Annotated in this window: 22 protein-coding genes; 8 read left to right on the top strand and 14 right to left on the bottom strand. The window is 61.0% G+C overall.

What is annotated here, in order from left to right:
• Positions 1 to 41 precede the first annotated feature (41 nt).
• From GPK39_RS06510 to idi, 10 genes are all read right to left on the bottom strand, one after another.
• Entirely contained in the window at positions 42 to 827 is a 786-nt protein-coding gene (locus GPK39_RS06510; protein ID WP_252200122.1) for an amino acid ABC transporter ATP-binding protein, read from the bottom strand.
• A gap of 22 nt (positions 828 to 849) precedes the next feature.
• Positions 850 to 1,998 carry an amino acid ABC transporter permease gene (locus GPK39_RS06505; protein WP_215674532.1) on the bottom strand — a complete coding sequence of 383 codons (1,149 nt, stop codon included), beginning with the start codon at positions 1,996 to 1,998 and terminating at the stop codon, positions 850 to 852.
• 9 nt (positions 1,999 to 2,007) lie between these two features.
• Positions 2,008 to 2,934, bottom strand: coding sequence for a transporter substrate-binding domain-containing protein (locus tag GPK39_RS06500; protein WP_215674530.1), 927 nt, complete (start codon positions 2,932 to 2,934; stop codon positions 2,008 to 2,010).
• Positions 2,935 to 3,197: 263 nt separating this feature from the next.
• Positions 3,198 to 4,091, bottom strand: coding sequence for an aldose 1-epimerase family protein (locus tag GPK39_RS06495; protein ID WP_215674528.1), 894 nt, complete (start codon positions 4,089 to 4,091; stop codon positions 3,198 to 3,200).
• 113 nt (positions 4,092 to 4,204) lie between these two features.
• Positions 4,205 to 5,074, bottom strand: a complete 870-nt coding sequence (locus GPK39_RS06490; RefSeq protein WP_215674526.1) for a hypothetical protein — start codon at positions 5,072 to 5,074, stop codon at positions 4,205 to 4,207.
• 176 nt (positions 5,075 to 5,250) lie between these two features.
• Positions 5,251 to 6,117, bottom strand: a complete 867-nt coding sequence (locus tag GPK39_RS06485) for a MerR family transcriptional regulator (protein ID WP_215674524.1) — start codon at positions 6,115 to 6,117, stop codon at positions 5,251 to 5,253.
• Between the two features lie 80 nt (positions 6,118 to 6,197).
• Complete coding sequence (locus tag GPK39_RS06480) at positions 6,198 to 6,776, bottom strand: UbiX family flavin prenyltransferase (protein WP_215674522.1); 579 nt, start codon at positions 6,774 to 6,776, stop codon at positions 6,198 to 6,200.
• Between the two features lie 33 nt (positions 6,777 to 6,809).
• A complete protein-coding gene (locus tag GPK39_RS06475; RefSeq protein WP_215674520.1) occupies positions 6,810 to 8,297 on the bottom strand; it encodes a UbiD family decarboxylase in 1,488 nt (495 codons plus the stop codon).
• Positions 8,298 to 8,439: 142 nt separating this feature from the next.
• Positions 8,440 to 9,897, bottom strand: coding sequence for an SLC13 family permease (locus tag GPK39_RS06470; RefSeq protein ID WP_070100742.1), 1,458 nt, complete (start codon positions 9,895 to 9,897; stop codon positions 8,440 to 8,442).
• A gap of 244 nt (positions 9,898 to 10,141) precedes the next feature.
• A complete protein-coding gene (gene idi, locus GPK39_RS06465) occupies positions 10,142 to 11,089 on the bottom strand; it encodes an isopentenyl-diphosphate Delta-isomerase (RefSeq protein ID WP_215674518.1) in 948 nt (315 codons plus the stop codon).
• A 152-nt stretch (positions 11,090 to 11,241) separates the two neighbouring features.
• On the opposite strand from idi, the gene GPK39_RS06460 reads away from it, so the two are divergent.
• Complete coding sequence (locus GPK39_RS06460; protein WP_338404402.1) at positions 11,242 to 12,486, top strand: MFS transporter; 1,245 nt, start codon at positions 11,242 to 11,244, stop codon at positions 12,484 to 12,486.
• Between the two features lie 51 nt (positions 12,487 to 12,537).
• Positions 12,538 to 12,984: a low molecular weight protein-tyrosine-phosphatase gene (locus tag GPK39_RS06455; RefSeq protein WP_215674516.1), complete on the top strand. Its 447-nt coding sequence runs from the start codon at positions 12,538 to 12,540 to the stop codon at positions 12,982 to 12,984.
• Between the two features lie 156 nt (positions 12,985 to 13,140).
• Here GPK39_RS06455 and GPK39_RS06450 read toward each other — a convergent pair whose 3' ends face one another.
• The 3 genes from GPK39_RS06450 to GPK39_RS06440 form a co-directional block, all read right to left on the bottom strand.
• The gene (locus GPK39_RS06450; RefSeq protein WP_215674514.1) at positions 13,141 to 14,502 is read right to left on the bottom strand and encodes an ATP-binding protein; all 1,362 of its coding nucleotides are present in this window, start codon (positions 14,500 to 14,502) and stop codon (positions 13,141 to 13,143) included.
• Between the two features lie 183 nt (positions 14,503 to 14,685).
• Complete coding sequence (locus GPK39_RS06445; RefSeq protein ID WP_215674512.1) at positions 14,686 to 15,015, bottom strand: TIGR04076 family protein; 330 nt, start codon at positions 15,013 to 15,015, stop codon at positions 14,686 to 14,688.
• On the bottom strand, positions 15,008 to 15,832 hold the full coding sequence (locus GPK39_RS06440) for a PfkB family carbohydrate kinase (RefSeq protein ID WP_215674510.1): 825 nt from the start codon (positions 15,830 to 15,832) through the stop codon (positions 15,008 to 15,010). Before GPK39_RS06440 ends, GPK39_RS06445 begins: the two co-directional genes overlap by 8 nt.
• A 351-nt stretch (positions 15,833 to 16,183) precedes the next feature.
• Here GPK39_RS06440 and GPK39_RS06435 point away from each other — a divergent pair, with 351 nt between their 5' ends.
• From GPK39_RS06435 to GPK39_RS09750, 4 genes are all read left to right on the top strand, one after another.
• Positions 16,184 to 16,690: a MarR family winged helix-turn-helix transcriptional regulator gene (locus tag GPK39_RS06435; RefSeq protein WP_215674508.1), complete on the top strand. Its 507-nt coding sequence runs from the start codon at positions 16,184 to 16,186 to the stop codon at positions 16,688 to 16,690.
• Positions 16,683 to 18,497, top strand: coding sequence for an ABC transporter ATP-binding protein (locus GPK39_RS06430; protein WP_215674506.1), 1,815 nt, complete (start codon positions 16,683 to 16,685; stop codon positions 18,495 to 18,497). The genes GPK39_RS06435 and GPK39_RS06430 overlap by 8 nt, the downstream gene beginning before the upstream one ends.
• Entirely contained in the window at positions 18,490 to 20,409 is a 1,920-nt protein-coding gene (locus GPK39_RS06425) for an ABC transporter ATP-binding protein (RefSeq protein ID WP_215674504.1), read from the top strand. Before GPK39_RS06430 ends, GPK39_RS06425 begins: the two co-directional genes overlap by 8 nt.
• A 533-nt stretch (positions 20,410 to 20,942) precedes the next feature.
• On the top strand, positions 20,943 to 22,034 hold the full coding sequence (locus GPK39_RS09750; RefSeq protein WP_215674503.1) for a GGDEF domain-containing protein: 1,092 nt from the start codon (positions 20,943 to 20,945) through the stop codon (positions 22,032 to 22,034).
• A 43-nt stretch (positions 22,035 to 22,077) separates the two neighbouring features.
• On the opposite strand, the gene GPK39_RS06415 is transcribed toward GPK39_RS09750, so the two are convergent.
• Positions 22,078 to 22,956 (bottom strand): LysR family transcriptional regulator, encoded by an 879-nt coding sequence (locus GPK39_RS06415; protein WP_338404401.1) that lies wholly within the window; start codon positions 22,954 to 22,956, stop codon positions 22,078 to 22,080.
• Between the two features lie 233 nt (positions 22,957 to 23,189).
• Here GPK39_RS06415 and GPK39_RS06410 point away from each other — a divergent pair, with 233 nt between their 5' ends.
• Together GPK39_RS06410 and GPK39_RS06405 are read left to right on the top strand one after the other, a co-directional pair.
• A complete protein-coding gene (locus GPK39_RS06410) occupies positions 23,190 to 24,071 on the top strand; it encodes an SDR family NAD(P)-dependent oxidoreductase (RefSeq protein WP_118934451.1) in 882 nt (293 codons plus the stop codon).
• A gap of 66 nt (positions 24,072 to 24,137) precedes the next feature.
• On the top strand, positions 24,138 to 25,394 hold the full coding sequence (locus GPK39_RS06405) for an MFS transporter (protein ID WP_117646283.1): 1,257 nt from the start codon (positions 24,138 to 24,140) through the stop codon (positions 25,392 to 25,394).
• The last annotated feature ends 64 nt before the right edge of the window (positions 25,395 to 25,458 follow it).

Raw genomic sequence — 25,458 nt, 5'->3', positions numbered from 1 at the left:
CCCCACGGGAGCGGCCCTGCAACGTAAGCGTTTGCGGTCGGTTATTTGTCCTCGAGATAGCGAGAGAGGAACTCGCGAGTGCGCTGGTGCTTGGGGTTGCCGAAGAGCTCGGCCGGCGCGGCGTCCTCGAGCACCACGCCCTTATCCATAAAGACCACGCGGTCGGACACGGTGCGGGCAAAGGCCATCTCGTGCGTAACGACGACCATGGTCATGCCGTCGGCCGCGAGCTTGCGCATGACCTCGAGCACCTCGCCCACGATCTCGGGGTCGAGTGCGGAGGTCGGCTCGTCGAACAGCATGATCTGCGGATTCATGCACAGGGCACGCGCAATGGCCACACGCTGCTTTTGACCACCGGACAGGCGACCCACGGCGGCGTGCGCGAACTTTTCGAGCCCCACGCTCGTCAGATGCTCCATCGCGACCTTCTCGGCCTCGGCCTTGCTCATCTTTTTGAGCGTGACGGGCGCAAGCGTGCAGTTGTCGAGCACGTCCATGTTGTTGAACAGGTTAAAGCCCTGGAACACCATGCCGATGTCCTCGCGGAGTTTGTTAATGTTGCAGCGCTCGGCCGTAAGATCCTGGCCGTGGAACCAGATGTGGCCCGCGTCCGGGGTCTCGAGCAGGTTGAGGCAGCGCAGGAAGGTCGACTTGCCCGAGCCCGAGGCGCCGATAATGGTGACGACCTCGCCGGGGTTAACGGACAGGTCGATGCCCTTGAGCACCTCGAGCGAGCCAAAGCTCTTGCGCAGGCCCTCGACGCGGATGAGCGGCTCATTGGTCTGTGCGACGGCCGCGGTGCCGGTAGTGGCGGTATCTGCCATGATGATTCTCCTCGTCTTGAGCCTAGTTGGAGCTGGGCAGCGTTGCCGGGGCCTCGGCGCCGAGCTTTTTGCCAAAGGCCTCGAGCAGGCGGCTCGCCACGAGCGTCAGGATCAGGTAGACCACGAGCGCCACGCAGTAGACCTCCATCTGGCGGTAGTACACGCCGGCGACGGTGGTGGTGGCGTACATGAGGTCGAATACGCCGATGACCGAAAGCACCGACGAGTCCTTGATGTTGATGATGAGCTCGTTGGTGAGTGCGGGGATCGCGTTTTTAATACCCTGGGGGAACACGACCTTGCGCATGGCCTGCCACTGCGACAGACCCAGCGAGCGCGCCGCCTCGGCCTGGCCGGGATCGATGGACTCGATACCGCCGCGCAGGACCTCCATCATGTAGGCGGTGGAGTTGAGCGAGATGGTGACGAGACCGGCGGTGAAGGTACTCCAAATCTGGTTGGCCTGGGCGGTCTCGAAGCCCATGCCGCGCAAAACGGTGAAGCCCGCGTAATAGATGAGCAGGCCCTGGACCATCATGGGCGTGCCGCGCACGATGGTAGAGTAGACGGTCGCAAAGCCGCGGCCGATGCTCTTAAAGAAGCGCGTGAGATCGTTATCCACGCGGTCGAACGTCTGAATACGCAGGAACACAAAGAGCAGCGCCAGGAAAAAGGCGATGACGGTACCGAAGGTCGCAAGTGCGATGGTGATCTCGATGCCGCGGATAAAGAAGTCGCCGCTCTTGTAGGTCATGTAGACCAGGCTCGACAAAAAGTCGCTGGGGTTGGAGTCCGAGACAATGCTCACCTGCACCAGGTCGATAAATGACATGACGCAGCGGTCGACAAAGAAGATCGCCGCAATAGCAACGACGACATAGCTGCCCAGGCGCGCGCCGCGACGGAAGCGCTCGGAAGCAAACGGCGACGTTTCGCGATAGTCGTTCCAGTGCATAAGCTTGGTGACCAGCGCCGCCGCCGACACGACGAGCCAGGCCCAAAGAATCGCCCAAAGGCAATCCTGGAACACGCCCGTGGGGGCCAAGAAGCTCAGCGGCGTGGGGTTGCGTTGGCTAAACGCCAGGCCGAGCGCCGCGATAACGCTCGTGCCCAGGTATACATAACGGTGGTCGGCCTTGATAAAGGAGGCCAGACGATTGATGGTTTTCATGCTGCCTCCCTATGCCGGCTGACGGTCGAGACACGCGTCCCACATTTGGTCGCGCTCCTCTTGGCTAATGCCCTTGAGCGTCTTATCGATGAGCTTAAGCAGCTTGTCCGAGCCCTTGCGGCAGCCGACGTCTGCCGTGACTTCCTGCTTAAAGCCCTCGCCCTCGGCAAATTGAATCGGCACGATACCCGGGTTTTGGGCCATATAGCCCTTCTCGTTCTCGGTATTGTAGGTCACGGCGTCGCAGGTGCCCTGCAGCAGGTTCGAAAACACCGTGGGGACCGAATCGACCGGGTTCTTGTGGACAACGCCCGGGATCTCGTCGATGACGGTATCGAGCATGGTGTCCTTTTGGCCGAGGACCGTTGCGCCGCTAAAGTCGCTGAGCTTGGTCGCATTTTGGTAGGGCGAGCCCTCTTTTACGAACAGGCCAAAGTAGCCAATGAAGTACGGGTCGGAAAAGCCGACGGACTCCTCGCGCTCGGGCGTGGCGCTCATGCCGGCAATGATGAGGTCGATCTGGCCGTTGTTGAGCGAATCGATAAGACCCGAGAAGCTCTGTTTAACGGCAACGGGCTCGCCGCCGAGGGCCTTGCAGACGATCTTGGCGATCTGCACGTCGTAACCGTCGGCATAGGCGCCCTGCACGTTGTCGATGGGGATAGTGTACTCGCTGGCTTCGGAGACCTGCCAGTTGTACGGGGCGTAGGCCGCCTCCATGCCGATGCGGATCTTGTCCTTGCCGATCACGGAATCGGACAGGTCGTCGCGACCGCCGCCCGTCGTGGGCTGAACTACTTCCAGCGTGGAGGGGCGCTGGCAACCGGCAAGTGCGCCGGCGACGACAGAAGCGCTCGCAGCGAGAGCACTACCCAAAAAGATGCGACGGCTGCATACCGGCTGTGGATGCGCGTCGCGTTGATGGGGAGAATGCATAATCTGCCTTCCCTGTTGAATCGTATTCTGACGACTTAACAGGATATACGCCAGCAACCAGCAGCGCAGCACAAGCTCGAAAAATTAATAGACACGCGGTAGTCATTGGGGACGTCGATGTTTTGGCAATGCCGGCGAGCGACGTCCAGAGCGAACAAGTGGCATGAAAAAGGCAAGGCATGACCAGAAGGTCTATGCCTTGCCTTATGAATGACAAATTATCGCTCTGGACGGCGCGCAGCATCGACCGAGCGGCGGAACCTCTAGAGCAAGGTGACGCTAAAGCTGCGTTTATCGGTAGCGCCGGGAGCCAAGGTGACGGTGTTGACCTTGTGCTCAAAGACGTCGTCCTCGGTGTCCATGGTGGTGTGGCCGGTCCAAGGCTCGAGCGCCACAAACGGGGCGTCGTTGGCGGCAGACCACACGCCGATGTACTTAAAGCCCTCAAAGTCGATCTTGACGCCGTGGCCCGACTTGCGGCCGCGCAGCGTGAGCGTGGAGCCCGGGGTATCGGTGAACATGATGGCATCGTTATCGAAGCTGCGGTGCGTGATGGGCAGCACGTCCGAGTTATCGGGAGCCTTGTAACTGCCCTCGAACGTCATAAGACCGTCGGGCGTGATGATGGGGGCCTCGTTGGTCCAAGCCTCGGTAAATGCCAGCTCGTAGTCCTCGAACGTCTCGTCCTCGGCACCGGGGGCGGGCACGTTAAATGCAGGGTGGCCGCCCACCGAGAACGGCAGGTCCACGTCGCCGGTGTTGGTGACGGCAAAGGTCTGCGTGAGCGTGGCGTCACCAGTCAGGGCATAGGTCATGTTGAGCTTAAAGTGGAAGGGGAAAGCCTTGAGCGACTCGGGCGTATCGGTGATCTCGTAGGTGACGGACGAGCCGTCCTCGGAGACCTCGACCAGCTTGTGCTCGACGATGCGCGCGAGGCCATGACGCGGCATCTCGCAGGTGCCAGCCGCAGACGTCGCTGTGTTGTTGCGCAGCGATCCCACGATGGGGAACAGAATGGGCGCGTGCTTGCCCCAAAAGGCCGGGTCGCCCTGCCACAGATACTCGTTTCCGTCGAGGGCAAGGCTCGTGAGCTGGGCTCCCATGGAATCGATGGCCGCGGTGAGGCCGCCGCGCTTGATGGTGGTGACGGTGGACATGCTACTTCCTCCAAAAGTAAACAACAGTGTCGAGGGCTATTGTGCCACTCTTGGCGGCGGGACGGGACGGCAGGCGATTATTGAGTAGCCATAGCGGAATGAGCGGCGAGCGCCTACTGGGTATCTACGTAAAGGTCGAACCCGCCCTGCGGTGTGGTGTCGACCGTGTCGGGCGCCTGTGAGTTAAAGTTCACGGGAACCATGCGCTTTGAGGCGCGGAAGCGCGTGCCGTCGGTGGCGACGGGCGGTTCATCGACCGTGAGCTCGTAGTCGCCAGGCTTGAGCTCGATGCCGTCACCAGCGGAATTGACGTATTGATACTCGTCAATCGTCTGCCCTTTGAGCGTGCGCCCCACGATGTGGATGAGCATTTGGCTGTCGCCGCGCGCGGTGTCCCACGTCGCGCCGTCCTTGACCTCGACCGACACATGCACCGAGCGCGTACGACCGAGCGATTGCTCGACAGACATCTCGACCTTGGCGGCGTCTTTTCGCTGTTGCTCAACATGGCTCCAGACGTTTCCAATTACCGAGCATGCGATAACGCCGGCCATAAAGGCGATAAGGATGGGGCCGAGCGGCGAGCGACGTCCTGCATCTTCCTCGCGAGACAGATTGGGGCGACGTGTGGGCGCGGGCGCCTGGGCACCCTGCGAGGGCACGTCGAGAATACTGAAGGGTGCCGTGCTGTCGGGATCGATGGTGTGACGCGGCTGCGGGGTCTTTGCCGGCGAGATCGACATGTCGGCTGGCTCACCCAGCGTGGCCGTGGCGTCGGCCTTAGCCTCGTCGGCCTCGGCCTGAGCCCAGGCCTGTTCAAAGGTTAGGGGCTCGACGGGGTCGAGGGCGGCGTCCGAGTCGGCGGCGACGTCGTTGCCGGTCTCGTCCTCGTCGCTCGAGACGTCACGCGGCGTGGGCTCGTCCCACCCCTCGTCCGGAGCCTCACCCTCGCTATACCACCATTCAAAGTTATCGATATCCATACGGGGCGCCCCTTAGGCCTCGCAAATAAACACTTGTTAGCCTTATACCCGCAGATGGCGCTGGAGCTCGCACGGAATGCGATAAAGGGACTGCTCCTTTGTCGCATCGAAGTTGCGGTGGAATAGTTCCTGTTTGCACGCCCACTCGAGCTATTTAGGGACTATTTCACCGCAAGTTATTTGAGGGCGACGGGGATTTGGATACAGCAGAAGTCCTCTTGGTGAGACTCGTCGTAGCTCGTGGTGTCCAGGTAGCAAAAATCGAAAGCGTTGCCGATGGGCTGGAGCGCATGTTTGTCCATGCAGGCGACGATGGCGCGGATACCCTCGGGCTCGTACGGCATGCCCCAGCGGCTCATGCATAGATACGTGCCCTCGGGCAGCACCTCGACGCCGATCTCTGCCAGCTCGGCAGGATCGCTCGGCAGCGTTTCCTCGGCACCGCGCGGCAGCACGGCAAAAGAGCCGGCACCGGCGATGGGGTCGTCGGAATGCAGTGCCTCTCGACGCAGCATGGCACCCCAACCGCGCATGGGGCGTGTGCCCGTCAGTGCACGCATGCGTAAAATCGCCCGCATAAGCGTGGGATGAAGCATCGAGCGGCCGCGCTCGATATCGCCCGGGAACTCCTCAAAGACCACGTAGCGGCGCTCAAACTGTTTGAGCTCCGGCTTGCCCTCACGCTCGCGCCAGTAGACCGCTTCGTCGTAAAAGCTCAGGCGCTCCTGCACGCTGGCGCGCTCGGCTTTGAGCCCGGCAATCTGTTCGTCGAGCGCCTGCACCCGCGAGCGCAGGTGGTCGGTCATCTCTCCAATGTCGAACGTCGAGGTCAGGCGGTCAATCTCGTCGAGCTCCAGCCCCAAGTCGCGCAACATGCAAATCAGGCGCATAAGCGGAATCTGCGTGGGCGAATAGAAACGGTAGCCCTTTTCGTTGACCACGGCGGGTTTAAACAGACCGATCTTGTCGTAGTAGATGAGCGTTTGGCGTGAGACGTTAAACAAGCTCGCCATCTCGCTAATCGCATACATACCCGTCTGCATAGGTCCTCCCGACACACCAAAGCCCGCCGCCCACAGGGGCAGCGGGCTCAAACACTACTCGTATCCTACCCTAAAGATGCCTATGACCAGCGCTTATAGTTTTCGCACGACACGCCAACAGCTTCGAGCGCCTTGGCGGCGATGTGATGCACTGCATCGTCGAGCGTGGCGGGGCCGTTGTAAAACGTGAGCATGGGCGGCATGAGCATGACGCCCGGCACGCGCGCCAGGCGCGCCATGTTGTCGACATGGATCGCACTGAAGGGCGTCTCGCGCACCATGAGCACCAGGCGGCGCTGCTCTTTCATCTGCACGTCGGCCGCACGCAGCAACAGGTTTTCGCTGTAGCCGCTCGCAATGCCGGCGAGCGTCTTCATGGAGCAGGGCGCCACAATCATGCCGGCGACCGGATAGGTGCCACTTGCGATGGCAGCGCCGATGTTCTTGTTGTCGTAGACCACATCGGCATGCGCGGCAAACTCGTCGAGCGTCATGCCGAGCTCCTGCTCGATGGTGATCTCTCCCCCGCGCGTGACGACAAGCGCCGACTCGGCACCGGCCTGGCGCAGGCACTTGAGACACTCGAGGCCCAGCGCAGCGCCGCTGGCACCAGAAACGCCAACGACAATGCGACGGGAACGGACAGAAGACTCAGGCATGACAACTCCTTAGCTATTTGATAGGGCTACTTACTAGAAGGCGAGCTCGGCGGCCCACTTCTCTTCATCGATCTCCATGAACTGCGAGCGGATGAAGTTCTTCTTGAGGTCGAACGGAACCGTGCAGTCGAAGATGGCCTTGCAGGCGATGCCGTGCTCGCGAATCGAAGGATCGAACGCGGGGTCGTTGGACGGATCGAGCACGTGGCAGTGGCAACCGGGGATGGTGATGAGGTCCACGTCGGCCTGGAAGCGCGTGGTCATGGCCCACATCACGTCGCTCATATCGAAGATATCGACATCCTCGTCAACAAGGATGACGTGCTTGAGCTCGGAGAACGCCGAGAAGGCAAGCATGGCGGCGTTGCGCTGACGGCCCTCGTCATTTTTGCTCGACTTCTTGAACTGCATGATGGCAACGAACTTGCCGCCGCCGCAGGGAGCGGCGTGGACGTTGAGCAGGCGGCCCGGGATGGCGGTCTCGACCATCTTGTAGATGGAAGCCTCGGTGGGGATGCCGGCCATGGACACGTGCTCGTGCGAAGGGCCGATGCAGCTCTCCATGATGGGGTTGACACGCGTGGTGACGGCGGTGATCTTGATCACCGGGCAGACCTTGGCGCCGCCGGTGTAACCGGGGAACTCGGGCATGGCGTAGCCGTGGCCGTTGACGTCCTCATTGATAGTCTCGTCGTGCATGAGGTAGCCCTCGAGCACGTACTCGGCATTGGCAATGCACTTCTGCGGAACGGTGACGCAGTCGGCAAGCTCGACGGCGTGGCCGCGCAGGGCACCGGCGATCTGCAGCTCGTTGAAGCCGAGCGGCGTGGTGGGAGCCTCGAAGCCGCAGCACATGTACACGGCGGGGTCCAGACCGATGGAGATGGAGATGGGCATGTCCTCGCCGCGCTGGCAGTACTCGTCAAAGAACGCGCCCAGGTGACGGCTGCCCGGGGTGATCCACATGGCGAGCTTGTCCTTGTCGACGCAGGAGAAGCGGTGGATGGTCACGTCGGACTGGGTGCCATCGGGGCTCGTGCCGTAGGCGAGGCCCATGGTGATGTAGGGGCCACCGTCGACGGGCGTGTTGGTGGGAGCGGGAACGATCTTGCGCAGGTCGAAGCCCTCGTCGGTCGCCTTGTACACGACCTCCTGGCAGTCGACGTGCTTGCCCTCGGCGATCTGCTCAGGGGCGATCAGGTTCTCGAAGCGCTTGCCGATCTCGAGGCCCAGATGCTCCTCGTCCAGATCGAGCAGGGCGGCAACGCGCTTGCGGCTGGCAAGCATGCCGATGCAGACCTTGGCGTCGTCAAAGCCCTTAACGTTGTTGAAGACCATCGCCGGGCCCTCTTTGGTCGGACGCATGACGGTGCCGCCGGCACCGACGTGACGGTAGACGCCCGAGACCTCGGCATCGGGATCGACCTGGGTGTCGGTCTCGAGCAGCTGGCCCGGCATCTCGCGCAAAAAGTCGAGTGCAGAACGCAGGTCGTGGATCTGGGAAGCATCGGTAGTGGACATGGCATGCTCCTTTCGGGAGAGTGCCCGACGGCGGTGTGCCGCCGGGCGGGGTAACGTAATGGGGCCACGGCGCTCACAAATGGAGCGCTCGACCGCTCGAAGTTCAAGTGCTTGGCTGCTTACAGCCGGAACGCCCGACCGCTTACATCAGGCCAAAGAGGTGGAACCAGGCGGCCTCGACCAGCACGACGACAAAGACGACCGCGGTGAGGGGGATGCCCATGCGCATGGCCTCTTTGGAGGTGTAGCCGCCGGCGTCCTTGCCTTCGCCGATAAGGATCGGCAGGTTATGGAACGGCAGGATGTAGTGGATGTTGATGGACGTGAAGACGATGAGCGCCACGGCGAGCGGGCTCACGCTGGAGCCGGCGGCAAAGCTGATGAACGCCGGCACGCACACGCCGAGCACGGCCATGACCGAGCCCATGAACATGTGGATGATCATGGAAAGCGCGGCGACGAGCAGGGCGAACAGGAAGATGTTCTCGGGCACGGAGCTGGGGAGCACGACGTCGGCGATCCAGGCGTTCATGCCGGTGGCACCGCCCACGGAGCCCACGGCCATGGCGGCCGTCAGGAACATGAGGGACTTGATATCGACAGCGTTCCAGCTGGCGGGGGTGAGGACTTCGCCAATGATGGGCATGGCGAGAGCGACACCAATGGCCAGGGTGACCCAGCCGATGTAATCGCCCGAAACGGTGAGCCACAGCGCGATGGCGATGACAAGCCACACGATGGTGCGGATCTCTTTGACGGAGAGCTTGCCGAGCGCGGCCTGCTTGGCCACGATCTGCTCGCGATCGTAGACGAGCTCCTTGCTGGGCTTAAAGAGGAAGAGGCCCAAGAACAGGGTGCACAGCAGCGCGACCAGCATAGGCACGCTCATGTACAGGAACCAGTCGACGAAGGACGGGCTCATGCCGCCGGCCTCGGCACTGTACTGTGCAACGAGGGGGTTGAGCGTGGAGTCGCCCGTCAGGAAGAACATGGAGCCCGGGGCGGCAGCGGCAAACACGAGGAAGCCGAGCTTGCCCTTGTCGTCGTCACCGTAGCCGGCGGACTCGGCGATGACCGAGACGACGGCGAGGATGAGGAAGGCGCGGGGGAACGGATGCGGGATCAGCAGCGACAGCACAAAGGTGAGCGCGAAAATCGAGATGATGAGCGACTTGGCGTCGCGCACGAACTTGAGCATGAACGCGTAGGCAATACGCTCGCCCAGGCCCGACTCCTTGACCGCGCTGGCGATGAGGTAGGCGCCGATGACGAGCCACATGGTGGCCTTGGTCCACGAGCTAAACGTAGAGGCGACCGTCGCCGAAATGCTCGCGGCGCCCGTGTCGTCCACGCACACCTTGAACAGGACGAGCAGCGCGCAGTAGAGCAGGCCCACAAAGCCCGGCTGTGCCACGCCACATGCCCAGAACACCACCGTGGCGAGCGTCAGTGCCAGACAGGTCTGACCGCCGACCGTGAGCTCGACCGTCGAGCTCAGCTCCGCCAAAGGAAGAAACTTCACCAGCAAAAAGACAACGATACCCAGCACAAAGCCAATTTCGCGCTTGGTGATCTTAAACGCCTTCTTTTCCGCTTCCATCTCCCCACCTTTCTTGTTGGGGGCGCTCCGGATTCGCAGCCACGTTGCCGCTTAAAAAGGGGCGCCCGTTATCGGACACCCCTTACGTTGCGCTGTGTTGCGGCAATACAGTCAAGCGGATTTTTTTGGATGAGAAGCGATTCCCTAGACAAAAACCGTCACAACATTCGACGCTTTTCCTCGTTTTCGAGATTTTCGCCGAATGTTGTGACGGTTTGGATGTGACAAAGGGACTGTCCCTTTGTCACATAGCGAGGGCCGTACGGATGGATGGGTCGCTGAGAGCCTCGCGGAGCCAGGGGGCCAGCTGCTCGGGGTGACCCTGCAGGTAGCCGTCGAGCTCGGACGGGGCCACGCGGCGCACCTCCGAGATCTCCTCTTGGTTGATATGCAGCTCGCCCGGCTCAACATGGGCAAGGTAGACCTCGCACCATTCGCACTCGCAGCGGCCGTCGCCGTGGTCCTCACGGTACACCACGTGTCCGAGGTGCTTGAGCTGATCGGGCTCGCGCGTAATGCCGAGCTCTTCGTTGATGCGGCGCGCCGTGGCGGCCGCGACGTCTTCCCCGGGGAGCGGATGGCCGGCGCAGCTATCGGCCAGCACCCCGCCCCACAGGCGCTTGAGCGGACTGCGGCGACAGAGCAGCAGGCGCGCGTCTTCGCCCCGGCCCTCGACCAAAAGCGTCAGAAATGCCTGATGCAGGATGCCCTCACCAGCATGGGCCTCGATGCGGTCGACGGGGCCAAGCGCCTCGCCGGTCGCAGCATCGACCGCCACGACCTCGGCGCCCGCACCGCCCTCATCCCAGCCGGCGCGCAGAATGCGGGCTGCGGCTTCCTCGAGCGCGGCGATGAGCTCCTTGGTGGTGTCGAGCACGCGCTGCAGGTCGTCACCGCTCGCTTGTTCAACATGAAAACCCGTGCTTGCAACTACCGGCACGCCAAAGCGCGTGGCCAGCGCCGCCGCGATATCGTGCGCCGGGATCTCGTCTCGATGGCACGGAACGGCCAGGATGCTCACCGTTGCCGTACGGCCGGGCTCGGGGCGCGGAATGGCCTGCGCCGTGGCGCCCAGGTGCGCAAACTCCGGCGAGCAGGCGTACACCGCCATGCCTCGCGGCGTCACCGTCAGCTGGGCCTCGAGCGCAAACTTGCCCTCGCCCACTGCAACCTTTGTCGTGTGCATACCCATGGGATCTCCTGCCGCCCGCGATGTACCTGAGACCATCTTCGCCTGTATTGCGACTATACAGGCAAGCCCTCCATGTGACAAAGGGACTGCCCCTTTGTCACATTCTGTTAGAGTTGCAGGGATTGAATCCCGCTTATTCATGCGACATTGGAGTGACAACCTTGACCGCCGCAACCACGCCTAAAAGTAAGCCAACCGCCGCCGCGCTCTCCCCCGCGCGCACCAAGCTCTGCCTGGCGCTGCTCGTGCTGTTGGGATTCTCGCTCGGCTGCTCCGAGTTCGTGGTCATCGGCATCGAAAGCGACTTGGCAACGGAACTCGGCATATCACTTGCCACTGCGGGCCAGCTCATCAGCGTGTTTGCGCTCGTCTACGCTATCGCCACGCCGGTGCTTGCGCTCAGCACGGGACGCTTCCGCCGCTACCAGCTGCTCGTGTGCTATAGCGTCGTCTTTGTGCTCGGCAACCTGGTCATGGCGTTGGCTCCCAACTTCCAGGTGCTGTTTATCTCACGCATTGTCCTGGGCTCTGTCTCGGGTGCGCTGCTCGCCGTGGGCGTGACGTACATCCCTGAGCTGTTATCCCCGCAGCAAACCTCACTTGCCATCTCGGTCGTGTACGGCGCGTTTTCCGTGGCGATGGTCTTTGTGACCTCGATTGGCAAGTTTGTGGCCGACACACTCGATTGGCACGTGGCCATGTACGGCACGCTGACCTTTGCCGTTTTGATCTGTAGCGCGCTCGTGGCGTTTATGCCTCGCGCCGGGCAGACCGATGAGCCCGCCACCTTCCGCGAGCAGGCGGGGCTACTACGCGAGCCGAGTATCATCACCGGCATGCTCATCTTCTTGTTTGGCGTGGGCTCGGTCTACGTATTCTACGGCTACGTGACGCCTTATCTGGAGCAGATGCTGGGCATGGATACCGTTCAGGCGAGCACCACACTTATGGCCTATGGCGTGTTCTGCCTGATCTCGAACATCCTGGGCGGATGGATCGATGCGCGTTTTGGCATGAAGGCGCTGCTGGTTACGTTTGTGCTGCAGGCGGCGGCACTGCTCGGGCTGTTTGCCGTGGGCGCCGCCATGCCGCTCGCGCTGGTCTTTGTCTTTAGCCTGGCGATGCTCATGTACCTGTTCTCGGTCTCATGCATCACGCACTTTATGGACGTGGCACGCAGCCGCCATCCCAAGTCGATGGTACTCGCAAGTTCGGTTGAGCCCATGGCGTTTAACGTCGGCATCTCGTTTGGCACCGCAGTGGGCGGCGCCGTGGTAAGCAGCATTGGCATTGCGTACGTGGGTGCAGTGGGCGCCGCGTTCTCGCTTGTGGCCTGGGCGCTCACGCTGGTGACGATTAAGTTGGCTCGCTGGGAGCGCAAGCGGGCGAGGGCGTAGGCGTAGGTGCGATACTCGAACTCGATGATGGCGATCGAAAGGAAACCGCATATGCAACGCGTACTGTTTATCTGCTATGGGAACATCTGCCGCTCGACGATGGCCGAGTCGGTGTTTACCGAGCTGGTGCACCGCGCCGGGCGCGCGGGCGAGTTTGTCATTGATTCTGCCGCGACCTCGACCGAGGAGATCGGCAACCCGCCGCATCACGGTACTGTTGCCAAGCTACGCGAGGTTGGGATTCCCGTCGTCGCACATCGCGCACGTCAGGTGCGCCGCGCGGAGTATGGCGACTGGGACCACATTGTCTATATGGATGCCGAGAACGCGCGTGGCCTGCGTCGCATCTTTGGCGACGACCCCGACGGCAAGATCTCGCGCCTGCTCGATTGGACCGATCGCCCCGGTGACGTGGCCGATCCTTGGTACACCGGCAACTTCGATGCCACCTACCGCGATGTGCTCGCCGGCTGCACGGCCATGCTCGAGCAGTTATAGGCAAGCGAGCACGCGGACGCACGTGCCACGCCATCGGCATAAAACGAGCGTGGATTTTCTCCCACTTTGAGCGCTCGAGTGCGCTCTAAACGGGAGAAAATCCACGCTCATGAATGTGACAAAGGGACTGCCCCTTTGCCACATCCGGGACTGGCCCTAGACCGGCTTGACCTCCAGCTTTATCCCCTCGGCGCAGGAGTCGCCCAAAACATCCGAAAGGGCCCAGGTCGCATATAGCGGCAAATAGAGAACCGCTCCGTTGCGCTCAACGTTGCCTCTCGAGAAAACAATCCCGAGCCTTACGCCATATTCAGCCGTATCAAGCACATGACCGAGCGCAGCGTGCGCGTGGTAATAGGAGCCCGATTTAACCTCGATCGGAACAGCCGCCCCATCCGGCCCATCGACCACAAAGTCCACTTCACCGCGCTTTTTTGTCTGATAGTAGTAAAGCTGGCGATTTTGGGCAGCCAGCTGCTGGGCCACCACGTTTTCGTAAATGCCGCCCAGATTGGGCTCCCTGCTATCAAGATACGCCGCTTGGGCGACTCCAACGGGGTAGCGCGCCATCAACATGCCCGTATCCGATTGATATAGCTTGAACTGCGATGGCCGTGCCGTCTTGAGCAGGGGCGATTTTGGCTCGGTTACGATATCGGCTTTGAGGGCAACGCCGACATCGACAAGCCATACAAAATCTCGCTGATACTTCTCGTAGTGAGCCTTGGGGTCAATGGAATTGAGCACGAAGCGCTTGTTTTCGCCCTCGAGCATAATAGGGAGCTGATCGTAGATGCTCTGTACCTGAAGGGCTCGCCCGCTTGCATACTTGAAGATATCCCGCCGGTACTGTTCGTTGAGCTCTAACTGTAGCTGACGAACAGAGGCAAGGTCGCCCTGCGTGTCAAGGAAACGCTGCACGACCTCCGGCATTCCGCCGACAACGGTATAGGTCCTGAAGTTTGCCATCATCGCGTCATGAATGTAATCAGGAATGGGCCTCTCGCTGATACACGCGTCACGTATCGTTTGGAGAGCCCCCTCGCTCACCCCGGTTGCCCAGCAAAACTCCTCAAAATCGAGCGGGAACATCCTAAGCTCGTGGACATACCCCACGGGATAGGACCTGACGCCCTTAAACTGGGTCCCAAGCATTGACCCCGAAAACGCCCAGCGGCACCTCCCGTCCTCAACAAGGAACTTTGCCATCGTCATGATGTCGGGGGCCTCTTGGACCTCATCGATAAACACGAGCGTTTTGCCTGGTGCAATCGACTTTCCCGAAAGAAGCGTCACCCTGCTGATGAAATCATCGGCATCCCGCGCCTCGAAAAGAGCATCTTTTGCCTGGCGATTTTCCATGAGGTTAAGCTCGATGTAGGTTGCATGGCTGGCTTTGCCAAATGCGCGAATCGAATAGCTTTTGCCGATCTGGCGAGAACCCGTGATGAATAAGGCCTTTTGCTCGGCAGACTTCAGCCAACGCTCCAGCTCTGCCGCTATTTTCCTGCGCAGCATAGGCTCTCCCCTCAGTGTCATCAAATGAAATGCAAAGTTTTATGCGCTTAATTATCGATGAAATGTAGGATTTTTAGAACCTAAAATCGGATGAAATGCAGAGATTTAGGATTATAAGCAAAAAGAAGGGGCAGCCCCGGCGAATGTGACAAAGGGACTGTCCCTTTGTCACATTGCGCTCGACTACTCGTCGACGATCTCGGCAAGCCAGACGTTCAGCGTATCGACCTCGGGGCAGCAGAACTTTGCCGTACCGGGCTCGTTGCCAGGCACGGTTCCGCCATAGCGCAGGATATCGATATAGGGAAAGCCCACATGGCAGGCCATGGCACACATCTTGCCGCGGTCTCGGTCGAAGTCAAAAACGTCGCCCGGCTTGTGACCATGGTGGCAGCGGCACGCACCCAGCTGGTCCACGCAGCTCACGCGGATGCGCGGACGCTTGCCCCGCGGCGCGCCGAGCGGCTTGTTCTCGCCCGCAGGCTTGGCGCCGCCCTCGCCAGCATTACTCATGGTCAATCACATCCAGGCAGGCCTCGATGGGAAGGCCAGCCGACTTGTCCTCTTGGTCGGCATTGCGCTCGATAAGTTCAGCCACCACGCGCATGGCATCGGACGTCGCGCGTTGCAAACTCCAACCTGCCATAACGCGGCCGACGAGCACCGCCGAGAACGTGTCACCCGTGCCCGGGAAATAGACCGGAATGAGCTCAAAGGGAATCGTAAAGTACTCCCCCGCCACATGGTCGTAACCGATAACCGCGTTCGTGCCATTGACCACGGCGCTCGTAATGACCACCGACTTGGCACCCAGCTCGCGCACGGCGTCCACAAGGGCGCGAGCCTCATCGGGCGTAATTTGCTCGGCGATAGGCCTATCGGCAAGCAGGCACGCCTCGGTATAATTGGGCACCGCGTAGTCTGCGCACTCCAGCAGGTGCCGCATAAGGCCAATCGTGGACTCGGGCACGCCCGCATAGAGCTTGCCGTTGTCGCCCATGATGGGGTCGACGAACACCTTGGTGCCCTTTTGCGCACGGCGGTGGCAAAAGTCCGAGATGATACGCGTCTCTTCCTCGGTCACGATAAAGCCGGTCGAGATAGCGTCGAACTCAAAGCCGAGCTCCTCCCAGATGGCAAGACTCTGGCGCACGTACTCCGTGGTGTCGTGGATGTAGAACTTGGGGTAGTTGAGCGTATCGGAAACAAGGGCCGTCGGCAGGTTGTGGATGCGATAGCCCATATGCGACAGCACCGGCAGCATGGCGGAAAGCGCAACCTTGCCGTAGCCGCACATATCGTTGATCAGCAGCAGCTGAGTGTTCTTCATGAGGGTCTCCCTTGGTTCGGGCACGGCGCAGCAGCGCCACAGTGCGACTAAGTGTAGCGCAGGGGACGTTGTGAGCGGAGTCGAGCAGCGCGAAGGGTAAATTGTTGCGGAAAGGTTACGGAAAATGATCCCTTTTCCTCCGACCCCAAGGGATCACATGCACCAAAGCGGACCGTGGCGGAATCACAGATTGCCGCTTAGGAACGCTTGCAGCGTCGAGCGGTTACGGCGTTTGGCAAAACGCCGTAACTTAATAAGTTTGGTACCTTGACATTCATTTCTCATGCTCCTAGATTGGTTAGGCACAAAACAATTCCACTACCTAACTAAAGAAAGGAGCAACACTAATTCATGTGCGATGAACCTTTTAACCTTTGTTCGCACGAGCCCGGCGGCGACCCGTCACAGCCGGCGGATGTACCCGAAGCGGTTAGCTCGGAAGACAAACTCGCCAAGCGCATCCTGAGCGGCCTGGGTTTTTGCGGCCATTACATGCATTTTCATGGCGGAGGCGTGTCCGGCAAGGCGCCCATCATCTGCCTGCTGGCCAAGCAGCCCGGCGGCGAGATGTCTCAGCAGGAACTCGGCATGCACTTTGACCTCAAACCGGGGTCGCTTTCCGAGATCCTGTCCAAGCTCGAGGTCAACGGCCTCATCGAGCGCAGCCGTAACCCCAAGGATCGACGGCAACTCACCATTCGCCTGACCGAAACCGGCCGGGAAAACGCCCGCATCGACCAGGCGGCCCGCATCCGCTTTAGAGAACAGGCCTTTAGCGCCCTTACGCACGACGAGCGCGAACAGCTCGCCGAGATGCTCGAAAAAATCCGCGTAACCTGGGAGGAACTGGATGATTAAAACCCTCATGGGAAGCATCCGCGATTACAAGAAGGTCACGATCGCCACGCCGCTGCTGGTGCTTGGCGAGGTGCTCTGCGAAATGATGATCCCGTTTATCACCGCCGACATGATCGACGCCATCAAAGACGGCGCCACCGTGGCCGAGATGCTTCCCACCGCAGGCTTTTTGGTGCTCATCGCGCTGACGTCGCTTGCTTTTGGTGCCGCTGCCGGCGTCACCTGCAGCCATGCGAGTTGCGGCTTCGCCAAGAACCTGCGTCACGACCTGTTCTACAAGATCCAGACGTTCAGCTTTGCCAACATCGATGAGTTCTCGAGCTCCTCGCTCGTCACGCGCCTGACCACCGACATCAACAACGTGCAGCAGGCCTTTATGATGATTATCCGTATCGCCGTGCGCGCGCCGCTGGTCTTGATCTTCGCCTTTACCATGGCGTTTATCATGGGCGGCAGCGTTGCCATGGTCTACCTGGTCATCATTCCGCTGCTGGGCTTTGGACTGTTCTTTATCATCTTTAAGGTGCGCCCCATCTTCTCGCGCGTGTTCCACAAGTACGACGCCCTTAACGAGTCCGTCGAGGAAAACGTCACCGGCATGCGCGTGGTCAAGAGCTATGTGCGCGAAGACTTTGAGAAGGAGAAGTTCGCGACCGCTGCGCGCGACGTCCAGATGGACTTCACCCGCGCCGAGAAGCTGCTGGCCTTTAACAACCCCATGATGAACATCTGCGTCAACGGCGCGTTTGTCGTCATCATCTACCTGGGCTCCAAGCTCATCATCACGAGCCAGGGCACGCTGTTCGACGTGGGCCAGCTCTCCTCGATCTTTACCTACGGTTTTCAGATCCTCATGAGCCTGATGCAGCTGTCGATGATCTTTGTCATGGTGACCATGGCCGACGAATCGGCGCACCGCATTACCGAGGTGCTGGCCGCCGAGCCCACGATCGCCGATCCCGCCGAGCCCGTGCTCGAGGTTGCCGACGGCTCCATCGACTTTGACCACGTGAGCTTTAAGTATTCCGCGCATGCGAAGCGCCAGGCGCTCGACGATATCGACCTGCACATTAAGAGCGGCGAGACCATCGGCATCATCGGCGGCACCGGCTCGGCCAAGTCCACGCTCGTAAACCTCATCGCCCGCCTGTACGACGCCACCGAAGGCACCGTGCGCGTGGGCGGCATGGACGTGCGCGACTACGACCTGGACGCACTGCGCCACCAGGTCGCCATGGTGCTGCAGAAAAACGTGCTGTTTAGCGGCACCATTGCCGAGAACCTGCGCTGGGGCGACCCGAACGCCACCGACGAGGAAGTCCGCGAGGCGGCACATCTGGCCTGCGCCGATGAGTTTGTCGACGGCTTCCCCAAGGACTACGACACCTGGATCGAGCAGGGCGGCTCCAATGTTTCCGGCGGTCAGAAGCAGCGCCTGTGCATTGCGCGTGCCCTGCTGCGTCGCCCCAAGATCTTAATCCTGGACGACTCCACCAGCGCCGTCGACACCAAGACCGACGCCAAGATTCGCGCAGGGTTGGCAAGCTATCTGCCCAACACGACCAAGCTCATCATCGCCCAGCGCATTAGCTCCGTGCAGGACGCCGACTGCATCATCGTCATGGAGGGTGGCCGTATCGCGCAGATCGGCAACCATGACGAGCTGCTTAAGACAAGCGAGATCTACCGCGAGACCTTCACCTCGCAAAACAAGATGTCTGCCGAAGGCGAAGGAGCCGTCGAGGCCGACACCGAGGCATCCGCAACGCAAGCTCAGACCCAGGAAGGAGGCGAGGCACATGAGTAAGGCAACGACCGCCGAGCGCGCACTCAACCGCAAGGGTGGCACCATGTCGCGCCTCATCAAGACGCTCTTTGGCTTCTACCCCGTGCTTTTGCCCCTCGTCGTCGTCGGCGTGGTGCTCTGCGCCATCATCAACTCCATCGGCGCGACCTTCCTTCAGAGCGCCCTGCAGATTATTAGCGAATCGTGGCAGTCGGGCGATTGGACGACCGCGCAGCCCAAGATTCTGCAGCTCGTGACCACCCTTGCCTGCATCTACGGCGTCGGCATCCTGTCTTCGCTCTTCTGGAACCGCGCCATGGCCATCGTCACGCAGGGCTCGCTCGAGAAGCTGCGCGAGAAGATGTTCAACCGCATGCAGGACCTGCCGATTCGCTACTTCGACACGCACCAGCGCGGCGACATCATGAGCCACTACACCAACGACATCGACACGCTGCGCCAGATGATCAGCCAGTCGCTGCCCAACCTGCTCATGACGACCATCGTCATCGTCACGGTATTCTTTATCATGCTGTACTACAGCGTGTGGATGTGCCTGGTCATTGTGGCCGGCGTCGTCTTTATGACCTTTATGACCAAGCTGCTCGGCTCCAACTCCGCGCGTTTCTTTATTGCGCAGCAGTCCGAGCTCGGCGTGGTCGAGGGCCATATCGAGGAAGTCATGAACGGCCAGAAGGTCGTCAAGGCATTCTGCCACGAGTCTGCCGCCGAGGCCGATTTTGACGAGCGCAACGAAAAGCTCTTCGAGGTCTCGCAGAAGGCCAACATGTACGCCAACATCCTCATGCCTATCCTTATGAACCTGGGCAACCTGCTCTACGTGTTGGTGGCCCTTGCCGGCGGCATTTTCCTGGCGCTGGGCGTGCCCAACCTGAGCATCTCGGGCATGACGCTGTCCATCGCCGTCGTGGTGCCGTTCCTCAACATGACCAAGCAGTTCTGCGGACAGATCGGTCAGATCTCGCAGCAGATCAACGCCGTGGTCATGGGCCTCGCCGGCGCCGACCGCATCTTTGAGCTCATCGACGAGAAGCCCGAGACCGACGAAGGCTACGTGACGCTCGTCAACGCGCAGGTGAACCCCGATACCTGGCAGCTCGAGGAAGCCGACCACCACACCGGCATGTGGGCGTGGAAGCATCCGCACCGCGCAACCGGCGAGATCGAGTACGTACCGCTGCGCGGCGACCTGGTCATGGACAACGTGGACTTTGGATACACACCCGACCATGAGGTGCTGCACGGCGTGTCCGTGTTTGCCAAGCCGGGCCAGAAGGTCGCGTTTGTCGGTGCCACCGGTGCCGGCAAGACGACCATCACCAACCTCATCAACCGCTTCTATGACATCGCCGACGGCAAGATTCGCTACGACGGCATCAACGTCAACAAGATCCGCAAGGCCGACCTGCGCCGCTCGCTGGGCGTCGTGCTACAGGACGTGAACCTGTTCACCGGCACCGTGATGGATAACATCCGCTACGGCAATCTGGACGCTACCGACGAGGAGTGCATCGCGGCGGCCAAGCTCGCGGGCGCGGACGACTTTATCACCCGCCTGCCCGACGGCTACGACACCATGCTCACCGGCAACGGCGCACAGCTGTCGCAGGGCCAGCGCCAGCTGATCTCGATCGCACGCGCCGCCGTCGCCGATCCGCCGGCGATGATCCTGGACGAGGCCACGTCGAGCATCGATACCCGCACCGAGGCCATCGTGCAAGCCGGCATGGACAAGCTCATGGAAGGCCGCACGACGTTTGTCATCGCGCACCGCCTGTCCACCGTGCGCAACTCCGACGCAATCATCTGTCTGGACCACGGCCGCATCATCGAGCGCGGCAACCACGACGAGCTGATCGCCAAGCGCGGATACTACTATCAGCTCTATACCGGAGCGTTTGAGCTGGAGTAGTTCGGCTCGCCGAGATGGCCGATTTGCCGCTCATTCATCGGGCATGATCCCAAGGTCAATGCCCACCTCTTTCGGGGCAAATCGACTCATCTCAACGACCCAAACACAATGCACCGCAACGAATAAAGCCTCCGCAGCTACACGAACTGCGGAGGCTTTTTTCATGCCGGCCGGAAACCGTATCCCACTTTTCGGGCCAAAAATGGGATGCCGTTTCCCGCTGGGCCCCCTCCGGGAAACGGCATCCCATTTCAAGGGCATAAACCGGGATGTGGTTTCCCCTAACGGCACCTTTGGGAAGCCGCATCCCACTCTGTACGCACAAAACGGGATGAGCTTTCCCATGGTGATCCAAGACCAGAAGCATGTCCGATAGCGCGGCCAGGTCAAGAACAACAAGGCAAGCGTCACGCCAATTTGGACGAGCGTCTGCTGCAGTTTAAGGCTGCTGGCCCATATGGTAGAGTTAACCACCCATGAATTTCAGCACACTGCGTGCTACCTGTTCTTTTGTCATTTAGGGAAGTGAACTTGTGAATACTTCTGTCGCCAAGAAGGCCAGCCAGGCGGTGCGCCTGCTCATGATGGTGCTCACGGCAGTTCTCATCTTCTTCTTCATCAATGTCATGCTGCTCGTCTCCGATATCCAGGGCACGGCGCGTGTGGTCAACTACGCCGGCCTGGTGCGCGGCACCACGCAGCGAATCGTTAAGCTCGAGGACGCGGGCCAGCCTCAAGATGACCTGCTCAAAGCCGTGGATTCATACATCAACGGTTTGCGTTACGGAAGTGACGACCTCAACCTCGTCCGTCTCGACGACGATGAGTATCAGGCAAAAATGACCGAGCTTGCAAATTATTTTGATGAGCTTTGCACCGAGATTGCCCGTGTGCGTGAAGTCGGCTACGAGAACACCGATATCATCGCGATGAGCGAGGAGTTCTTTGGTATTTGTGACGATGCTACACGACTCGCGGAGGACTACTCTCAGGAGAAGGCGTCGGCGCTCAACTATCTCGAGGGCCTGGTGATCATCGACATCATGGGCTTGGTGGCGACCTTTGCGGTCGAACTTGTTCGCGCGGTGCGAACTGCCGCGCTCAATCGCGAACTGCAGAACAAAGTCTATCTCGACGAAGCCACAGGACTGCCCAACAAGAACAAGTGCGAGGAGGTCTTGGGGCAGGAGCAGCCTGTCTCCGCGGAGGCGCCCGTTGCGGTGTGCGTCTTCGACCTTAACAATCTGCATACGGTCAATAACAACTTCGGTCATGAGAAGGGCGATGAATACATTCGCTCTTTTGCCCAACAACTGGGAAGTGTGGCATCCGAGACGTGCTTTGTGGGCCGCGACGGCGGCGATGAGTTTATCGCGGTGCTGCGGGATTCCGATCGGGCTGCCGTGGAGTCCTGTCTCGCTCGGGTCCGTGCGAACGTGAACGAGTATTCCGAGGCTCACCCCGACATGCCCATCAGCTATGCGGTGGGCTTCGCGCTTTCCAGTGATTTTGATGAACCGCCTACGATGCGCGAGCTCTTTTCCCAGGCCGACAAAAACACGTACATCGACAAGAACCGCGTAAAGACAGCCGAGGCAGCCGGGCCGCAACGCGAGGACCGCTAAACCCGTAGCAAAGGGTAGCTAATTTGGGACGGGACTCTTTTGGCTACTTGAGGAGTTGGGCCATGGCGTTGACGAATTTTTGGACTTGGAGGGTGGGCTCGAGCGGGTAGTGCAGAAAGACCGGCACCTCGCGGCCGCACAGGAACGGCACGCCCACAAAGGCTGGGTGCACCCCCGACCACGCTCCGCAGGTGAGCACCGCGTCGCCCTTTTCCTCTGCCTCGTTAAAGAGCGCAAAGTCAAAGCTGTCCACGTCGATCACGTCAACGCCGCCGTCGGCCAGAAGGTCGATGCGCAGGCTGTCCATTGCGTCGTTGCCGTGGCGGAGCACGCGCAGGCGCATGCCCTCCAGGTCGGCGACCGTAATGCGTGTCTTGCGCGCCAGCGGGCTCGTGCGCGGCAGGTCGATATAAAACGGCACGTTAACGATGCGGAGCTTTTGGCAGGCATCGCCCCAGCGTGGGGTCGAAAAACTCGACTGCACCACATCTACTTCGCGACCAAGGCTGCGCATGACGGATTCGCGCTCGTCATAGAGGTCGCTCACCGGCACGATCTCGAAGCGCAACGATGGCTCCAGCTCGTGTACGCCCGTCCACATCGACAGCGTCTGGCGCCCCGGGCACATCATCGACACGCCCAGGCGCACGGCACCGCCATCGCCCGCCGCGCGTCGGGCACGGCGCAGCGCGTCCTCGGACTGCCGCATGATCGAGCGCGCGTCATCCACCAGCAGAGCGCCCGCCGGCGTCACCTTGACGCCCGAGTGCGAGCGTTCGAACAGCGTAATACTGAACTCCGCCTCAAAACCCGATACCTGCTTGACGAGTGCCGGCGTCGACACACGCAATTTTGCCGCCGCACGCGAGAAGCTTCCCAGCTCCGCGGCGGCCGATATGGCCTCAAGTCGTCGATCGTACACGTCAATCTCCCGTTTTCGCGCCTGTGACCGCATGGTGCCACAGGGGGTTGTTTTCGCAGGTCACGCGCTCAATTGAGAATAATCTGCATCGCACAGTGTAAACCTACGGTTAACGCCATTCTAACAAATATGCAATTCACCTGCGCAAATGCAAAGCATACGATAACCAGCGAAAACCACGTGGGTCGGTTAATGGGAGCGACCCACCGGGAGGCACAAGAAGGGAAGTTCCTATGAGCAATTGGCTTAAGCTCGAGGGCGATGTCTGCGCCGTGACTGGCGCGCTCGGCGGTATGGGCGTCGAGATTTGCCGCGAGTTCGCCCGCAACGGCGCCAACGTCGTCCTGCTCGACCTGGACGAGGAGAAGGTCAAGGCTGCTGCCGCCGACCTCGCTGCCGAGTTTGGCATCCACGCCGAGGGTTACAAGATGAACGCCACCGACGAGGCCGAGGTTCAGGCCGCCGTCGACGCCACCATCGCCGACTTCGGTCGCGTCGACGTCCTCGTCAACACCGCCGGTATCCTGCGCTTCGCCGCCATGGAAGACCTGCCGCTGAGCGACTGGGAGCAGGTGCTCAACGTCAACCTCACCGGTTACTTCATCACCTCGCAGCGCTTTGGTCGCGAGATGATCAAGGCCGGCCAGGGTCGCCTGGTGCACATCTCGACCGTTGCCAGCCACTCCCCCGAGACGTTCTCGGGCGTGTACAGCTCCACCAAGGCGGGCGTCAACATGATGTCCAAGATGCTGGCTGCCGAATGGGGCCCCTACGGCGTCCGCTCCAACTGCGTCGAGCCTTGCTTCGTTAAGACCCCGATGTCGGCCAACTTCTACGCCGACCCCGAGGTCGAAAAGAGCCGCAGCCGCCTGATCGCCACGCGCCGCATCGGCGAGGTCAGCGATATCGCCAACGCCGTCATGTTCCTGGCGTCCAAGCGCTCGGACTTTACCACCGGCGACGCCATCAAGGTCGACGGCGGCTTCTCCAACATGATGGGCGACCTCACCGCCAAGCCCGGCGGCCGTCGCGCCTATGCCGACAACTACCTTAAGAACAAGGGTGTCGAGCTCTGGTCCGATGAGTCCGGCGTCGCCAAGCCGACTGACCAGTAAACCAACCCGACAGGGAGGACTCGCAGACACGCCTGTTCCTCCCCCGTATCGATTAGAAAGAGTCCAATGGCTTCCACCAACTCCAACAAGGGTCGCGCCGTCGTGCTTTCCGCCGCGTGCGTCACCATGTTCTTCATCAGCTCCATCGCGCTGTATTCCGTCGTGAGCAAGAACCTGCTCGCCGTCTACCCCGAGTGGTCCAGCGCTCTTACCTGGGCCTTCCCGGTCTTTCAGACCATCATGGCCGTGACGGGCATCTTCGCCGGCCGCATCTCCGATAAGATCGGCCCGCGCAACGTCGTGATCGCCGCCGCCGTGTGCTACGGCCTGGGCTGGTTCATGTCCGGTACCGTCACCGAGCCGTGGCAGTTCTACCTGTGGTTCTCGCTCGTCGCCGCCATCGGCAACGGCCTGGGCTACAACCCGGCGCTCACCACCGGCCAAAAGTGGTTCATCGACAAGAAGGGTCTCGCCTCCGGCATCACCCTGGCCGCTTCGACCGCCGGCCCCGCCGTGCTGTCCCCGGTGCTCGCCTCGCTGCTCATCCCGAGCCTGGGCATCTTTGGCGCCCTTAAGGCGCTCGGCGTCATCTTCTTTGTGACGATCGCCGCCTCCGCCCTGTTCCTGAAGGCCCCCGAGGCCGGTTGGCTGCCCGAGGGCTTCGAGGCCCCCAAGGGCGGCGCGCATGCCGGCACCTTCGGTGACCTCACCCCGGGCGAGATGGTCAAGACCCCGCGCTTCTGGGTCCTCATCGTCACCTTCGCCTTTGCCGCCACCGCGGGCACCCTGCTCGTGGGCAAGGTTGCCTCCATCGCCGCCGTCCAGCTCTTCGCCGACCCCACGAGTGCCGCGGCCGTCGCCCTCGGCGGTGTGGTCGTCTCCGTCAACACCTGCGCCAACCTGGTCGGTCGTCTGTCCTTTGGCCAGATCATCGACAAGCTCGGCGCCTATAAGTCGCTGCTCATCAGCCTTGTCGTCACCATCGTCGCGCTCGTCATCATGTCGATGAGCTTTACGCAGAGCATGTTCTTTGTGGCGCTCGCCCTGCTCGGCTTTAGCTTTGGCGCCCTGCTCGTCATCTACCCGCCGCTCACCGGTGGCGCCTTCGGCACCAGCAACATCGGCGTCAACTACGGCATCATGTTTTTGGGTTACGCCGCCTCCACCTGGATCAGCCAGCCCATCACCGCCGTGCTGTATCACGCCGAGGCCGGCAGCGCCGCCTACCAGCAGTCCTTCTACGGCGCCATCGTGATCGCCGCCATCGCCGTCGTGCTCACCGTCTACATGATGGTCTCTGACAGCAAGAAGAAGTCCGCCTAGTAATTGCCAATGTGACAAAGGGACAGCCCCTCTGTCGCATTCCACCGGTCACCAGTATTAAGGA

This window comes from Collinsella aerofaciens (assembly GCF_018785245.1).
Classification (GTDB): Bacteria; Actinomycetota; Coriobacteriia; order Coriobacteriales; family Coriobacteriaceae; genus Collinsella; species Collinsella aerofaciens_AD.
Note: the sequence above shows the minus strand (reverse complement) of the source record. Positions and strands in the feature narration are given on the sequence as shown.

What these genes read in the sequence shown, in the direction of transcription:
- GPK39_RS06510 (WP_252200122.1), bottom strand. Translation starts at nt 827, where the DNA reads ATGGCAGATACCGCCACTACCGGCACCGCGGCCGTCGCACAGACCAAT.
- GPK39_RS06505 (WP_215674532.1), bottom strand. Translation starts at nt 1,998, where the DNA reads ATGAAAACCATCAATCGTCTGGCCTCCTTTATCAAGGCCGACCACCGT.
- GPK39_RS06500 (WP_215674530.1), bottom strand. Translation starts at nt 2,934, where the DNA reads ATGCATTCTCCCCATCAACGCGACGCGCATCCACAGCCGGTATGCAGC.
- GPK39_RS06495 (WP_215674528.1), bottom strand. Translation starts at nt 4,091, where the DNA reads ATGTCCACCGTCACCACCATCAAGCGCGGCGGCCTCACCGCGGCCATC.
- GPK39_RS06490 (WP_215674526.1), bottom strand. Translation starts at nt 5,074, where the DNA reads ATGGATATCGATAACTTTGAATGGTGGTATAGCGAGGGTGAGGCTCCG.
- GPK39_RS06485 (WP_215674524.1), bottom strand. Translation starts at nt 6,117, where the DNA reads ATGCAGACGGGTATGTATGCGATTAGCGAGATGGCGAGCTTGTTTAAC.
- GPK39_RS06480 (WP_215674522.1), bottom strand. Translation starts at nt 6,776, where the DNA reads ATGCCTGAGTCTTCTGTCCGTTCCCGTCGCATTGTCGTTGGCGTTTCT.
- GPK39_RS06475 (WP_215674520.1), bottom strand. Translation starts at nt 8,297, where the DNA reads ATGTCCACTACCGATGCTTCCCAGATCCACGACCTGCGTTCTGCACTC.
- GPK39_RS06470 (WP_070100742.1), bottom strand. Translation starts at nt 9,897, where the DNA reads ATGGAAGCGGAAAAGAAGGCGTTTAAGATCACCAAGCGCGAAATTGGC.
- idi (WP_215674518.1), bottom strand. Translation starts at nt 11,089, where the DNA reads ATGGGTATGCACACGACAAAGGTTGCAGTGGGCGAGGGCAAGTTTGCG.
- GPK39_RS06455 (WP_215674516.1), top strand. Translation starts at nt 12,538, where the DNA reads ATGCAACGCGTACTGTTTATCTGCTATGGGAACATCTGCCGCTCGACG.
- GPK39_RS06450 (WP_215674514.1), bottom strand. Translation starts at nt 14,502, where the DNA reads ATGCTGCGCAGGAAAATAGCGGCAGAGCTGGAGCGTTGGCTGAAGTCT.
- GPK39_RS06445 (WP_215674512.1), bottom strand. Translation starts at nt 15,015, where the DNA reads ATGAGTAATGCTGGCGAGGGCGGCGCCAAGCCTGCGGGCGAGAACAAG.
- GPK39_RS06440 (WP_215674510.1), bottom strand. Translation starts at nt 15,832, where the DNA reads ATGAAGAACACTCAGCTGCTGCTGATCAACGATATGTGCGGCTACGGC.
- GPK39_RS06435 (WP_215674508.1), top strand. Translation starts at nt 16,184, where the DNA reads ATGTGCGATGAACCTTTTAACCTTTGTTCGCACGAGCCCGGCGGCGAC.
- GPK39_RS06430 (WP_215674506.1), top strand. Translation starts at nt 16,683, where the DNA reads ATGATTAAAACCCTCATGGGAAGCATCCGCGATTACAAGAAGGTCACG.
- GPK39_RS06425 (WP_215674504.1), top strand. Translation starts at nt 18,490, where the DNA reads ATGAGTAAGGCAACGACCGCCGAGCGCGCACTCAACCGCAAGGGTGGC.
- GPK39_RS06410 (WP_118934451.1), top strand. Translation starts at nt 23,190, where the DNA reads ATGAGCAATTGGCTTAAGCTCGAGGGCGATGTCTGCGCCGTGACTGGC.
- GPK39_RS06405 (WP_117646283.1), top strand. Translation starts at nt 24,138, where the DNA reads ATGGCTTCCACCAACTCCAACAAGGGTCGCGCCGTCGTGCTTTCCGCC.